Annotated in this window: 15 protein-coding genes and 1 pseudogene; 2 read left to right on the top strand and 14 right to left on the bottom strand. The window is 44.6% G+C overall.

Going from position 1 to position 12,398, the window contains the following annotated elements; genetic code table 11:
* The 8 genes and pseudogenes from DSOL_RS14845 to rbr form a co-directional block, all read right to left on the bottom strand.
* Nucleotides 1–512, bottom strand: a pseudogene (locus DSOL_RS14845) (Clp protease N-terminal domain-containing protein); the annotation flags it as partial.
* 147 nt (nt 513–659) lie between these two features.
* Nucleotides 660–1,706, bottom strand: a complete 1,047-nt coding sequence (locus DSOL_RS14850) for a protein arginine kinase (protein ID WP_075365613.1) — start codon at nt 1,704–1,706, stop codon at nt 660–662.
* Entirely contained in the window at nt 1,696–2,211 is a 516-nt protein-coding gene (locus tag DSOL_RS14855) for a UvrB/UvrC motif-containing protein (RefSeq protein ID WP_075365614.1), read from the bottom strand. The genes DSOL_RS14850 and DSOL_RS14855 overlap by 11 nt, the downstream gene beginning before the upstream one ends.
* 13 nt (nt 2,212–2,224) lie before the next feature.
* Complete coding sequence (locus tag DSOL_RS14860; RefSeq protein WP_075365615.1) at nt 2,225–2,695, bottom strand: CtsR family transcriptional regulator; 471 nt, start codon at nt 2,693–2,695, stop codon at nt 2,225–2,227.
* Between the two features lie 188 nt (nt 2,696–2,883).
* Entirely contained in the window at nt 2,884–3,183 is a 300-nt protein-coding gene (locus DSOL_RS14865) for a hypothetical protein (RefSeq protein ID WP_075365616.1), read from the bottom strand.
* Nucleotides 3,184–3,368: 185 nt separating this feature from the next.
* On the bottom strand, nt 3,369–3,797 hold the full coding sequence (locus tag DSOL_RS14870; RefSeq protein WP_075365617.1) for a universal stress protein: 429 nt from the start codon (nt 3,795–3,797) through the stop codon (nt 3,369–3,371).
* 101 nt (nt 3,798–3,898) lie between these two features.
* Nucleotides 3,899–5,086: a M24 family metallopeptidase gene (locus DSOL_RS14875; RefSeq protein ID WP_075365618.1), complete on the bottom strand. Its 1,188-nt coding sequence runs from the start codon at nt 5,084–5,086 to the stop codon at nt 3,899–3,901.
* Between the two features lie 236 nt (nt 5,087–5,322).
* A complete protein-coding gene (gene rbr / locus DSOL_RS14880) occupies nt 5,323–5,910 on the bottom strand; it encodes a rubrerythrin (RefSeq protein WP_075365619.1) in 588 nt (195 codons plus the stop codon).
* Between the two features lie 188 nt (nt 5,911–6,098).
* On the opposite strand from rbr, the gene DSOL_RS14885 reads away from it, so the two are divergent.
* Nucleotides 6,099–7,298, top strand: coding sequence for an MFS transporter (locus tag DSOL_RS14885; protein WP_075365620.1), 1,200 nt, complete (start codon nt 6,099–6,101; stop codon nt 7,296–7,298).
* Between the two features lie 33 nt (nt 7,299–7,331).
* Nucleotides 7,332–7,904, top strand: a complete 573-nt coding sequence (locus DSOL_RS14890) for an NUDIX hydrolase (protein WP_075365621.1) — start codon at nt 7,332–7,334, stop codon at nt 7,902–7,904.
* Between the two features lies 1 nt (nt 7,905).
* On the opposite strand, the gene DSOL_RS14895 is transcribed toward DSOL_RS14890, so the two are convergent.
* The 6 genes from DSOL_RS14895 to DSOL_RS14920 all read right to left on the bottom strand — a co-directional run bounded on the left by DSOL_RS14895 (nt 7,906) and on the right by DSOL_RS14920 (nt 12,230).
* Nucleotides 7,906–8,643 carry a hypothetical protein gene (locus DSOL_RS14895; RefSeq protein ID WP_075365622.1) on the bottom strand — a complete coding sequence of 246 codons (738 nt, stop codon included), beginning with the start codon at nt 8,641–8,643 and terminating at the stop codon, nt 7,906–7,908.
* 108 nt (nt 8,644–8,751) lie between these two features.
* Nucleotides 8,752–9,015 carry a MoaD-like domain-containing protein gene (locus DSOL_RS14900; RefSeq protein ID WP_075365623.1) on the bottom strand — a complete coding sequence of 88 codons (264 nt, stop codon included), beginning with the start codon at nt 9,013–9,015 and terminating at the stop codon, nt 8,752–8,754.
* 4 nt (nt 9,016–9,019) lie between these two features.
* On the bottom strand, nt 9,020–9,349 hold the full coding sequence (locus tag DSOL_RS14905) for a nitrous oxide-stimulated promoter family protein (protein WP_075365624.1): 330 nt from the start codon (nt 9,347–9,349) through the stop codon (nt 9,020–9,022).
* A 319-nt stretch (nt 9,350–9,668) separates the two neighbouring features.
* The gene (locus tag DSOL_RS14910; protein ID WP_075365625.1) at nt 9,669–10,172 is read right to left on the bottom strand and encodes a DinB family protein; all 504 of its coding nucleotides are present in this window, start codon (nt 10,170–10,172) and stop codon (nt 9,669–9,671) included.
* A 265-nt stretch (nt 10,173–10,437) separates the two neighbouring features.
* Nucleotides 10,438–11,349: an RluA family pseudouridine synthase gene (locus DSOL_RS14915; RefSeq protein WP_075365626.1), complete on the bottom strand. Its 912-nt coding sequence runs from the start codon at nt 11,347–11,349 to the stop codon at nt 10,438–10,440.
* A gap of 62 nt (nt 11,350–11,411) precedes the next feature.
* Nucleotides 11,412–12,230 (bottom strand): methyl-accepting chemotaxis protein, encoded by an 819-nt coding sequence (locus tag DSOL_RS14920; RefSeq protein WP_075365627.1) that lies wholly within the window; start codon nt 12,228–12,230, stop codon nt 11,412–11,414.
* Between the last annotated feature and the right edge of the window lie 168 nt (nt 12,231–12,398).

The following is a 12,398-nucleotide window of genomic DNA, read 5'->3' on the forward strand; positions in this document are numbered from 1 at the left end:
GGGCTGGCGTATTTGCAGGACCAACATTTTTTAGAATTTCCGATGATGGGGATTAGTCGACGGTATTGGCGATTCATCTAATTCTCCACCTAAAAGTTTGACGACTTGTTCCAAACCTTTTCCGGACTCACATTAAGGTTTGCCAAAATTCGGGCCGCAATTCCCTCCCCTTCCATAATTAATCCCAGGAGCAAATGTTCCGTCCCAATATAGTTGACATCTTGTCGATGTGCTTCCTCATTAGCCAACTCCAAGACCCTTTTTACTCGTGGAGTAAGTGCAACCTCACCGTTAGAGGGCTGACCCACTCCGGCAATTTGTTCCACCTGACTGCGAATTTTTTCAAGATCCAAGCCCATTCCTTTTAAAGCCTGAGCTGCAATTCCTTCCCCTTCTTGAATCAGCCCCAGCAAAATGTGTTCAGTCCCCACAACTTGATGTCCCATCCTCTTGGCTTCATCATGGGCTATCGTTAAAACTTTCTCTGCACGTTCCGTAAAACGTCCCTTCATAATTTCTTCATCCTTTCCGTTTATGCGTAATTCGTAGTTCGTGGTTGGAAGTTCAATGTTGAATGAAAGCAAAGCTTTCACGACAAGCAATAATGGCATTTCTTTGAAGAAAGGTGCAAATCGTACATCGCATCTCGAACTTCTAGTTTATCCCAACGCAGTCCGTTCTCGTATCAGTCTGGCCCTCTCCTCATCACGCTGACTTGGGTCGAGTTCCCGATCCAGGATATATTGCAAACATCCAGGACGAGTGTCTACAATCAAGGTAGCAAAACCATCGTTGATCTTAGGCAGTAAACCCATATCAGATCCTAACCGATCATGGGATAATAAATGCATAGCATCTTCTGACGAGATTATTCGGGCATTTTGCAAAGTCCCTCGAGCCCGCCAGACCCAATCTTCCAGTTGCAACGGCATTTGCCTTTTCAGGAGTTCCCGCGCCTGAAGTTCATGTTCGATAATTTGACCTGTCATCGCTTGCAAATGAGTTAAAATATCTTCTTCACTTTTCCCGAGTGTAATCTGATTGGAGACTTGAAAAATATGCCCAAAGGCTTGAGATCCTTCGCCATATAGCCCCCGTACAGCTATCCCCAAGGGTGCCAGAGCCCCAAGAACCTGTTGCACCTGCTTCATCATCACCAAACCCGGCAGATGAACCATGACCGAGGCTCGGAGCCCCGTTCCCACATTAGTTGGGCAAGCTGTAAGATACCCTTGGTTTTCCCGGTAGGCAAAATCAAGCTTTGCTTCTATGGCATCATCTAACTCTGTCGCCAAACGATGTGTCTCCAGAAGCTGATTTCCGGGTAAAAGCACTTGGACTCTGATATGATCTTCTTCATTAACCATGACCGCATAGCGGTGATCATCAGCCAACGCCACGCCACGAGCACCAGTTGACCCTCCTAAACTCGGACTGATTAAGTGTTTTTCAATCAGTACTTGATGTTCAATGTTGTTGAGTTCTGTTAAAGATATATAATGCAATTGCTCTTCTTTGATTTTTATATCCGTCAGAACTTGGGAAACCTTTTGTTCCACCTGAGCGGCCCCTTCTGGACTTAGAACATGTGGGAACGGAAAATCCTCAAGGTTGCGCGCTAAGCGCACTCGACTGCTAATTACAACAGGAGAATCAGTCTCCGTCATCCAAGCACTGTGTTTTAAGAGGAGTTCCTTACTCATCATGAATCCCCCCTCCCTGCGCTTGATCAATTTGGCGAAGCTGGTCTCTAACTACGGCAGCCTCCTCAAACGCTTCTTGCTGGATCAAACTTTGGAGTTTCTCCTTCAGTTTTCTTTGTTCCATGCGACCTTTTATGGCCCCCCCCAGTCTAGCAGGAACTTTACCCACATTCTGCCCTCCGCCATGTATGCGACGAAGTAATGGTTCCAACTGTGCTTCAAAGGTTTCGTAACACGTACTGCATCCCAACTTGCCCGCCTGAGTTATGCGAGAAAAGCTTATTCCACATTTAGGACAGGTCATCTCGGACGGCTGTTCTATGGACGCTGGATTAAACCCGAAAAGAGCCTGTAAAAATTCCGGTACAATGGCAGGATGAAAAACGAAACTGACTTCCTGAGTTTTTTCAGCACATGACTTGCAAAGATAAACCCCACGGGTCTGTTCGTTCTCAGTAATAGTCAAATGCACTATTGCCTCCCGCTGATGACAATGTTGACAGAGCATGTTAAATCCCCCTTTATAACAAATCATCCCGACTTAGCGTTGTCAAAATGGTTTTCATGAGACGGGCGCGTAAAACGTCCCACTCCCTAAATTCTCCTCCTAAAGCATCAGCCGAAAGGACACTCTTAATCATCGCCGCTTCTCGTACTGTCACTAGTTCCTCATCGACTAGCCGTTCTACTAAGGCATTGGCTCGGTCACAAGAAAGCTGTTTCCCAATCAATTGCCTCATAACCTGTTGGTATTGCCCCTCTATACCCCACCCTAAACGGATAATGCGCAGATACCCTCCACCCCCTCGGCGGCTTTCGACTAAGTAGCCTCGTTCAATCGTAAACCGAGTGTCCAGTACATAGTTGATTTGAGATGGAACACAGGAAAACTCCCCAGCAAGCTCGCTACGCTGTAATACGATACATCCTTCTGAAGCTTGTTCTAAAATTCGTTTTAAATATTCCTCAATGCGATCCGCAAGGTTTCCCATTGTTGATTTACTCCTTTATAATCTTCCTAAACTATCCTTCGAATAATCATTGACCTTTCCTGACCTTCTATTTATATGATACCCATTTTTCAGGATTTTGCAAAGGATTTATGAAAAAATTTTATTTAAAAAGGACCAGTCTTGTCGACTCGCCCCCAAATACTCTATTAACTAAAATCATCACAACCCTAATTTGCAAATATGACAAAATAAAACCAAGAGGACAGGGTTAAAAGCCCAACACTTCCGAGCAACCAAATCACCGGTTTTCCCTTAAGCGGCTTGGAATGTTCACTTTTTTCCATAGCTGGAGACCCAATAGGCTCAGTTTGCTTGGGTGCCAATTCCTTTTCCAAGACGGCATCCCCCAACTTACGGATCCCAGTTTTAGATGTCGTTATACGAGGGGCCACATCAAGCCATTGCAATGAGCCTTGCAGCATATGTTGAATTTCTTCAGGACTCAGCCAAAGATTATTCTCTTTCATGGTCGCCTCCACGACATAATTTTCGTTGTACAGGTAAACTATCCTCTTTATGATATTCGTGACTCATGAAAAAAATCCCTGCCACTAGTGCAGGGACATTAGTCCTAAAATGTCAACAAAATTCGTTCATTGCTGCTATGGATCTCTCTAAGTTCATAAATAATCCACGCTCATGACACATTGTACTACTTGATGATCAGCACGGGGCAAGTCGCACGCTGCAACACCCGTTGACTTACACTTCCTAGGACCGAACCTGTAATGGCTCCGTAACCGTGACTTCCCATGACAACTAAGTCGATATTTTCCTTCTTAATCTGTTCTAAAATAACGGTTACGGGATGCCCAGATTCCACTCTTCTATTTAGAACAACCTGTGAAGTATCCATTCCCATCAGGGTCGCCTCTAAAGCCAATTCTCCGTTCTGTTCAAGTTGTTCTTGCGTCACGGTGATACCATAAGAAACCGTATATCCCCAGTAGGCCTGCGGCGTATAACTAACATGGAGAAGTAACACGTCAGCGTGAATCGTTTGGGCTAGTTCTAAAGCCTTTTTTAAGGCGCGTCGCGAGTGTTCCGATGCGTCTGTAGGGACAAGAATCTTCTTAAACAATCCTATCACTCCCTTTGCTTTTCGTGAGTTTCCTTTGTGCTTGATCGATGAACTAATAATATCCTATTCAGATGATATCTTCAACGTCTCCTCTGCCCCCCTTAAAGAACGGTCAATTCTCGCGGGATCTCCGATAAATACCTCGCGCCCTTTTCCGTTTCGATGACAACAGTATCCTCAATCCCGACTACCCCAACACCCGGGAAAACCAATTTTGGTTCGATGGCTACCACCATCCCATATTTTAACACTTCTTTGGCTCCTTTGCTAATAGTTGGGAGTTCATCGAGGTCCAGTCCCACCCCATGTCCGACAAAACGAACCCGGCTTGCCCCGAAACCCATGAAATTTTCCTCATAAGGTGTATTCTCACGAACCCAAGCAAGAATTTCCTCATACACTTCGCCAGCTACCCTCCCTGGAATTAAGGCACAGCGAATCTTCTCTTCGACCTGCCTCGCTACCTCGTAAGCTTTTGTCAGCTCCTCCGATAATGGCCCGAGACTTAAAATTCGGGTTTGGTCAATCTGATAGCCATTTACCACTGTCACCATATCAACAACAATAGGTTCCCCTTTTTGAATCTGATCCATAGTTGCACCACACGGATGAGCAATAGAAATGCCTTGTCCTACGACTGGCCCATCAAAACAGCTAGCTACGTCAGCTCGTGCCCCTGAAGTGATTGCGCCGACATGAAATTCGGAGCCAAAACCGCGCATCCGAACATGACCACCGTGTCCGAGCGCCCGAGCTTTGCCTTCTAATAAACCCTCTAACTCTACCTCAGTCATTCCCACATGAAGGACATCCTTGGCAAATTCTAGAACCTTGGGGTAAATTAGGGCACTTTCTTCCAGACGAGCAATTTCCCAAGCCGACTTCACTGCGCGCTGCAAACGGATCTCGTTGGATACATCCACCCACAAAACGTCCGGAAATAGTTTGCGATAGCGTTCAAATTGATTAACCGGAAGAACATCGAGTTCTAGCCCCAGAATTTTCGGCAAAGGGAGTCCTGCTTCCTGAATGTATTCAGGAAGCTTGGACATGCCCTTGAGGGGAATAACCTCCCAAGAGCTTTCTTGCTTAGCCCTAGCAAAGTCGCGATAGGCAAGAACAATGGGCCTTCCTTCCCTGGGAATATAGGCATGAACATTTTGTGCTGTTCCTGTATAATACAAGGTATCCGCTCGTTGGACCAACAACGCTCCTTCAATTCCATTTTTCTGCAAACTCTCTTGGAAATTCAAAACTCGTTCTTGTAATTCTGTCCCCGGTACTCTCATCAGCTCTCCTCCGTTTTATGTAATATTCTGAATTTTACCCCTATAATTATTATGTTCATATTTCCTCTGCTTTGCAAGTCTTTTATCTAAATCAAATTTGATTTAAGGAGCATTCTGCAAGTCGGGTGCAAGTCGGGGACGGTTCTTGCACTTGCATATGCAAGCTAAGAACCGTCCCCGAACTTGCATTTTTGGAATTATAAAAGCCGAGTAGGATCTCTACTCGGCTTTTAGTCTTAATATTTTTCAGGCAGCTCTTCGAAGTAACCCTGTTCATGCGCGCAAGCCGGGCAGTTTTCAGGGGCTTCGGGGCCTTCATGGATGTAACCGCAGTTGGTACATTTCCATTTGGTCGGAGTATCCTTTTTGAAGATAGTCCCATTTTCAATCCCATCGGCATAGTGTTCGAAACGGTTCATATGGTGCTTTTCTACTTCGGCAATCGTCTTAAAGGCTTTGGCAATATCAGAGAATCCTTCTTTTTCGGCGGTATCGCCGAATTTTGAATAGAGTACAGACCATTCTTCTTTTTCCCCAGCTGCAGCCGCTCTTAGATTGGTCAGAGTGTCTTTATAAACTAACGGATAATCGGCATCAACATGAATAACGTTAGTTTCTTCCTGAGTGTGTGCAATCAGTAGTTTATAGAAGACTTGGGCGTGTTCCCTTTCATTCGCGGCTGTTTCCTCAAACACAGCTTGAATATGTTGATACCCTTCTTTCTTAGCAACCCCCCCAAAGAAAGAGTAACGATTTCGTGCCTGAGACTCCCCCGCAAAGGCTTTACTTAGATTTTTAAATGTTTCTGTCTCTTGAAATTTCATAATACACTCTCCTTTGTTTATAGCATTTTCTTTAGGCATATTATTTATGCTTTCGCGGACATTCTAAATATTCCTGCTTATTTAGTTCTAAAAAACTAGTTTTTCCATCTTTTAGAGGGTTTTTCATACGTATGTCGAACTAATTATGTTTAACACAAATGATATAAGATCTTAAGGTGGTTTTTGGTTTGAAGTTAAAACGCTTAGATATACCACGGGCTGTCATAGTTTTAATCATTGGAGGGTTTATTCAATCGGTCGGCAATTCTTTGATGTGGCCTTTAAATAGTCTCTTCATGCATGGTGTCTTAGGCCGTACGTTAACCGAAGCCGGTACCCTTCTTGCCCTACAGTCTACAGCTTCCCTACTAGGTCAGTTTATGAGCGGGTTTTTGGCCGATCGTTTCGGACCCAAAAAGGTTATGATTCTAGGCCTCGTTGGTGCAGTCCTTACTGTAGGATTTATTGGTGTTTTTCCGGTTTGGAGAGTTTATGCACCAGCATTTATCCTGTTTGGTTTAGCTCAAGCCTTTATCTTCGTTCCCCTTAACGCTTTGCTCCATGCCGTTTGGCCTGAAGGCGGACGGCGAGGGTTTAATTTGCTTTATGTCTCCAATAACGCCGGCGTGGCGATTGGCACAGCGATCGGTGGAATGATTGCTCAAGTTTCTTTCAGTCTCATCTTCTCTCTGAATGCCACTGCCTTCTTCATTTATTTACTGTTAGTGTTCACAGGGGTTTCTGAACAAAAAGTACCCATTCACATGACCCCACCGAAGCAACAAGCGGAGCGACTAACAAAAGACAGCGGCTTCAAGGTACTCTTGGCCTTAGGTGGAGGAATTTTCTTTGTCTGGGGAGCCTACATTCAACTCGTATCAATTTTACCCGTTGTCATGAATCAACTCGGCTTTTCCCTCTTCTCTTACAGTGTGCTTTGGACCTTAAACGGCGTCTTCATCGTCACGCTACAACCCCTCATCAATTGGGTGATTAAAGCTTGGGCAAAATCCTTCAAACGCCAATTTTACCTCGCTGCCATTCTTTTAACCATTGGATTTATTATTATTCTGGGCAAGCTACCGTACATATCCTACATTATTGCGATGCTCATTCTAACCCTAGGAGAAATGCTTATTTTGCCTGCGGTTCCCGCAGCCGCCGCTCAACTCGCCCCGCCTGGAAAAACAGGTGCTTATCAAGGGATGATTGGTGGTGCTTCGTCCGGGGGCCGAATGATTGGTCCCTTGCTCGGTGGCATGATGTATGACTATGGCGGAGGATCTAGTGTATGGGTACTTGCCATCACCTTTATGGGAGCGTCCTTTGTGATGTTTTCTATCTACGGTAAAATCGTTCGGCGATTTAATGTCCTCTCACGAGAATGATCATCCAATTACCAAAGAAAGGAAATGACAAGTATGTCTTACAAAGCCACTCCCTATAATTTTTGCCCCGTCTGTGGTTACCCTCTCCAAACATCAATCATTGACACCCTCCCTCGACGCACATGCCCGGAGTGTTCTTATGTCCACTGGGGAGATTTCTCTCTCGGTGTTGGGGGGCTTCTTTGGCACGACGGCAAAGTCCTTCTTGTACAACGCGGGCATAATCCCGGTAAGGGAATGTGGACCATACCCGGGGGATATGTGGATCAGGGAGAATCGATTGGGACTGCTATCGTCCGTGAAATTCAAGAAGAAACCGGAATTACAGCCAGGCCGCTCTCAATCATTGCCCTGCGCGATCGACCTACGGAAAAACATGACACCTATGTTATTTTCCTGATGGAATTCATGGGTGGGAACCTTCAAGCTCAACCTGAGGAAGTCAGCGATTTGGGCTTCTTTACCTTAGAAGAGTGCCACACCCTTCCCATCCCTGCACTAACTTTAAGTGCACTCCAAGCGTCTCACTCTGCATCCCAAGGGCTCGTATTAAATCCAGACGTTGACCTTATTGGCCCGTTGTCTACGCTCTACCAAATGCCCTAGGTTATTCCGAGATTTCTGCCCGGGCCTCCGGATCAAAGGGATTGGTTCTAGCGGCGAAGGAAAACAGAAAGGGATAATCTTCCTTAAGATGAATCATATACGTCAACCATTCCAAAATCAATAAACTATACGCACGTTTGATATCTCCCGAAAAGTGATAATAATCAGCCTCACTAAGATGGCTTAAATCTGCTCGACTAGCCAACTCCTCCGACAAATGGAAGACTGCCCATAAGAGTTCTGTAAAGGTTTCATGTTCGAGCAAATTAGGATTCTCTAGCATTCTTAGCAAGAAATCCCTCTTCTTCAAGAGAAGCATCTTTAACCCTTCGAGTTCACCAACCCGACTGTTAATTTGAAACCCATCTTTCCCTACCCATTTTTTCATCCTCTCGGACTTATGAGGCCAATCATCTCGTAAGATTATCCTAATCGTTTCTTCACTTGTCTTATCGAATTTAGAGAGCGCTTGAAGCAGTTCAAGCCCAGTCTCGCTGAAAAAAGCTCCAATCACCATATTCAATTTTCTTACTCTCTGCCCCTTCTCCCTTCGACTTAAAAGGCTATCGATCACGATGGTGGATAAAAAAATATAAATTGGTAGAAAAGCAATCTGTAACAAGAGGTCGCTTAAAATTATCTGTGCATCATGAAAAATAAGATCCTGAATAATATATATCGCGAGCGAGAATACACCCAATACTAGTCCCAAAACCATCTCCCACTTCTTCTGTTTCATAGCTTCCTCCCTAAATCTACTACTTTTGACAACCGCTCAGACAAATTCCAATATCTTCCATTCCTCTCGCAGACTTCATCAATGTTCAAATAACCCGAGAGATGATTTTTATCCCCCGGCTGAAAGGAAACGAAAGCGAAAAGCCCTAAGCATTTCCGGCCAGTCCTCCTCTTTAACCCGAAAGGTCACCAACGTTGCCGGAATTCGTATTGACCCTAAAGTACACGTCCACTCGTCACTCAGCCTAACTTCCCAATTCGGGCCACAATAGTTTCCGTGCCCAACCTGCTTTCCCCCAAGCGCTAGAAAATAATCTTCCAAGTCTCTGTGAGGCATTCCCCTCATTTCAAGGGAATGCTCTATTATTGCCATAATCTCACCCTCTCTTCTTAAATCCCTCCAACAGATGCCTTAACCTTATCATCGGATGGGCTAAAAGCATTTTAGGACCCGCATATCTCATGATTTCTTGAATTCGTTTGCGCATGTCTGGCTTATAACAATGCACTGTACATTTTCCACATGTAGGTTTATTCTCGCCAAATTTGCAATGAGCAAGGCGGTTCATGGCATAATCCGATAATTCTTGGCACTCTGAACACAATCCATCGACAGTGTGATGCTGATCTTTACAATAAAGCCTAAGCATTATTTGTACAGTCGTCTTTTCACGTTCTAACCTCTTGGAAATTTCGGTCCCCTCCATCCGGAAGCACGGAAGCAGAGGGACGGTTCTGTTGCTTCCGTCATCCCTTTGCTTCCTATTCGTTTGGCCCAATGCATCAATGCATATTATTTACTAATCAGAGAATCCTAACTGTAACGCTCTAAAGGAGGAAAATCGCACATGGCCAAAAAGACGAACAACAAGTCGCGCAAGCCAGATAACACAGAGAAGATTCCTTATCCTTTTGACGCTGATAAAATTGGGAAAGACGCATCAAAAGACCGGGTATAAACCCGGTTTTTTCAGTGGCACTATGGGGAAGCAAGAGAACTGTCCTTTTGCTTCCCCTTTGCCTCCGTTAAATTAAAGGAGCCTCCATACCGAACTGACTCCAATCTTCGCGCGCCGGCCCGTAAATTCCTGGTACTTTCAGACCTGCCTGCCTCATTAAGACGGTTATTTGCCCCCGGTGATGGATCTGGTGATCGACCAAAGCACTTAAGGCCGTACCAATTGCCCATGTCTCACCATACATTTCCCGCTCTTCTAGGAGAGTTTGATCCTTCCAGTGGTCCTTAATTCCCGCTTCCATGGTCTTGCTCACTTCTCCGAAATAATGCACGATCTCTTTAGCTGAATTCGGAACTGGAGCATCCTCACGAAACCCTTCAAAAACTAACCCAGTTCTGGACATCATCTCAGGAATTGTTGTCGCTAAGTGCCAGGCTATTCGACCCAAGGTACGATCGTCTTCTGTGATTTTTTGGTTGAGGGAATCGTCGGTTAAGGCATTTAGAATTCGCAAGGTTGATTCTGCTTCTTTCTCCCATGTCTTCAGGAATTCAGTGATCGAAGTGAACATACATAGTCCCTCCATACAACTTTAATTTTACCCATCTTACCAGTTACCCCGTACAAGGTCAATGAAGTGTCTTTCCTATTTCGACACATCCTATCTTCAAACCTAACCACCTGCATGAATTTTTCGGCAATACCAAAACGGGATGCATACTTACTTTCCAGCATGCATCCCGCTTATATCCTGATATCCGATTTTGCTAAAAAACTAAGTTCTAAATGGTTGCGGTCCAGCAGGAAGCAAGAGAACCGTCCCCGTGCTTCCCCCCCTAGCTGAACAAATTCAAAAACTCCTTAGGAATATCTGTCTCATAACGTACTTCCTCACCCGTCACCGGATGCCGAAATGCAAGAACCCTGGCATGAAGACCTAAGCGAGCAAGAGGGTGCTTAGTCGCCCCATACTTCTTATCCCCTATTACACTGTGTCCAATATCCTTCATGTGAACCCGAATCTGGTTCTTTCTCCCAGTTTCTAGTTTCACTTCCAAGAGAGAGTAGTGTTTATTCTTTTTTAGAACCTTATAGTGAGTCACTGCTTTTTGACCGTCGTTAGGGGTACGACTAGAGTACATCATAAAAGTCTTACTCTCCGTTAACCACGAGGTGATCGTCCCCTGCTCCTTAGTGACAGGTCCTTCCACAACCACGACATAGGTCCGTTCCAAAACTGCTTCCTTCCAAGAATTTTGCAGTAATTTCTTAATTTTCTCACTCTTAGCGAACATCATAACTCCGGACGTTTCCCTGTCCAGACGATGTAACACAAAGATTTTGTTCTTAGGGTCTCGATTCTTCACGTGCTCACTTAAAATACTATAGGCTGTCTGTTCTCTTTCTGTCGCCGTAGCAATGGAGAGCAGCCCGGCCTGTTTCTCAATGATGATAATATAGGGGTCTTCAAACACAATCTTTACCCCTTGAGGTTGTTTTTCCACCAGAACTTTAGACCAATTAACAACGACCTGTTGCCCGGTCTCTAATGAATAATTAAACCGAGTAATAACCTCCTGGTCTACTGAGATTTGATGATGTTCCAGCAGGGACTTAAGATCGTTGCGGCTTTTACTAGGGATCTCGGCCTGTAAAAACTTCAATAATTCGGAGGGCTCAGTCACCTCAAGGCAAGTTTGTTTACCCTTCCCTGTCTGAACTCTTAATTTACTGCTCGGTATCTGCATTTTATACCTCTTATCATTATTCAAAATATTTTTGTCTGCATTGCCTTCAATCGCGTAATCTATTAAGCATCTGCGTGGGATACTAATTCTTTGGCCATCTTAGATATTTCACTCAGTGACAATGTCAGATTCCCTATGTCCATTGCTTGATTCTCACTGACGATGGCTAACTGCCTGATGTCCTCAATTAAGTTGCTTACCGTGTCGTTGACTTCTACTATATCCTTGGAAATAGCTACCGCAGATTGTTTGGCTCCCTCAGATAGTTTTCTAACCTCTTCGGCAACCACAGCAAACCCTCTACCCTTATCCCCAGCCCTAGCAGCTTCAATCGATGCATTCAGCCCCAAGATACTAGTCTGTGCTGATATCCTACCAATATCTTGTGATATCCCATTTATTTTTTCAAGTCCGACTTTAGTAACAGAAGTGCTGCCCTCCATATTTCTAGCCGTGGCCGCCAGCTCCTCGCTCGAAGCAGAAAGTTCCTCAGACGCGGCATGACTACTTTTTACTAGTTCAGATAAATTTATACCAACCTTCCTCAAAGCGTCATACCGTTTGTCCGATATAATCACAGATATTGCGCCTTCCACCTCGCCATTATTCCACAGCGGATTAGCGATGGCTACATAGGACATGCCAAACTGAGATTTCTCGACTGGGACCCGCACCACGAGTCTCTTCTTCTCAAGGAAACTTCGCATCGTAACCGTTTTTTCATACTTTGACGAAGGCTCACCCTTCTGCACGTTCAAATTCAGATTTTTGTGGTTAATTCCTACCTCTACGATATCAGCACTGCAAACATAAACAGAAACATCTTCATCATAGAAATCTTTAATGAATGGAGCAATAGCGACTGCTTGTTCTAAATTCACTGGATAGCCCCTCCTCAAGTCAAAGCATTTTCTGCTGCTTCTTATTACTCTTCTAAACTTGTTTATCGTAATCTTTGATGTCTAAAACCAGGATTAAGACTTCACGGTTGTATGGGCTTAGGATTCTTAATAATTCCAATACTACCAGTTACCCCGAAGCAGGTCAAT

The sequence above is a fragment of the Desulfosporosinus metallidurans genome (assembly GCF_001936615.1).
Taxonomy (GTDB): Bacteria; Bacillota; Desulfitobacteriia; order Desulfitobacteriales; family Desulfitobacteriaceae; genus Desulfosporosinus; species Desulfosporosinus metallidurans.

What these genes read in the sequence shown, in the direction of transcription:
- DSOL_RS14910 (WP_075365625.1), bottom strand. Translation starts at nt 10,172, where the DNA reads ATGTTCACTTCGATCACTGAATTCCTGAAGACATGGGAGAAAGAAGCA.
- DSOL_RS14900 (WP_075365623.1), bottom strand. Translation starts at nt 9,015, where the DNA reads ATGGCAATAATAGAGCATTCCCTTGAAATGAGGGGAATGCCTCACAGA.
- DSOL_RS14905 (WP_075365624.1), bottom strand. Translation starts at nt 9,349, where the DNA reads ATGGAGGGGACCGAAATTTCCAAGAGGTTAGAACGTGAAAAGACGACT.
- rbr (WP_075365619.1), bottom strand. Translation starts at nt 5,910, where the DNA reads ATGAAATTTCAAGAGACAGAAACATTTAAAAATCTAAGTAAAGCCTTT.
- DSOL_RS14915 (WP_075365626.1), bottom strand. Translation starts at nt 11,349, where the DNA reads ATGCAGATACCGAGCAGTAAATTAAGAGTTCAGACAGGGAAGGGTAAA.
- DSOL_RS14895 (WP_075365622.1), bottom strand. Translation starts at nt 8,643, where the DNA reads ATGAAACAGAAGAAGTGGGAGATGGTTTTGGGACTAGTATTGGGTGTA.
- DSOL_RS14855 (WP_075365614.1), bottom strand. Translation starts at nt 2,211, where the DNA reads ATGCTCTGTCAACATTGTCATCAGCGGGAGGCAATAGTGCATTTGACT.
- DSOL_RS14860 (WP_075365615.1), bottom strand. Translation starts at nt 2,695, where the DNA reads ATGGGAAACCTTGCGGATCGCATTGAGGAATATTTAAAACGAATTTTA.
- DSOL_RS14890 (WP_075365621.1), top strand. Translation starts at nt 7,332, where the DNA reads ATGTCTTACAAAGCCACTCCCTATAATTTTTGCCCCGTCTGTGGTTAC.
- DSOL_RS14850 (WP_075365613.1), bottom strand. Translation starts at nt 1,706, where the DNA reads ATGATGAGTAAGGAACTCCTCTTAAAACACAGTGCTTGGATGACGGAG.
- DSOL_RS14875 (WP_075365618.1), bottom strand. Translation starts at nt 5,086, where the DNA reads ATGAGAGTACCGGGGACAGAATTACAAGAACGAGTTTTGAATTTCCAA.
- DSOL_RS14865 (WP_075365616.1), bottom strand. Translation starts at nt 3,183, where the DNA reads ATGAAAGAGAATAATCTTTGGCTGAGTCCTGAAGAAATTCAACATATG.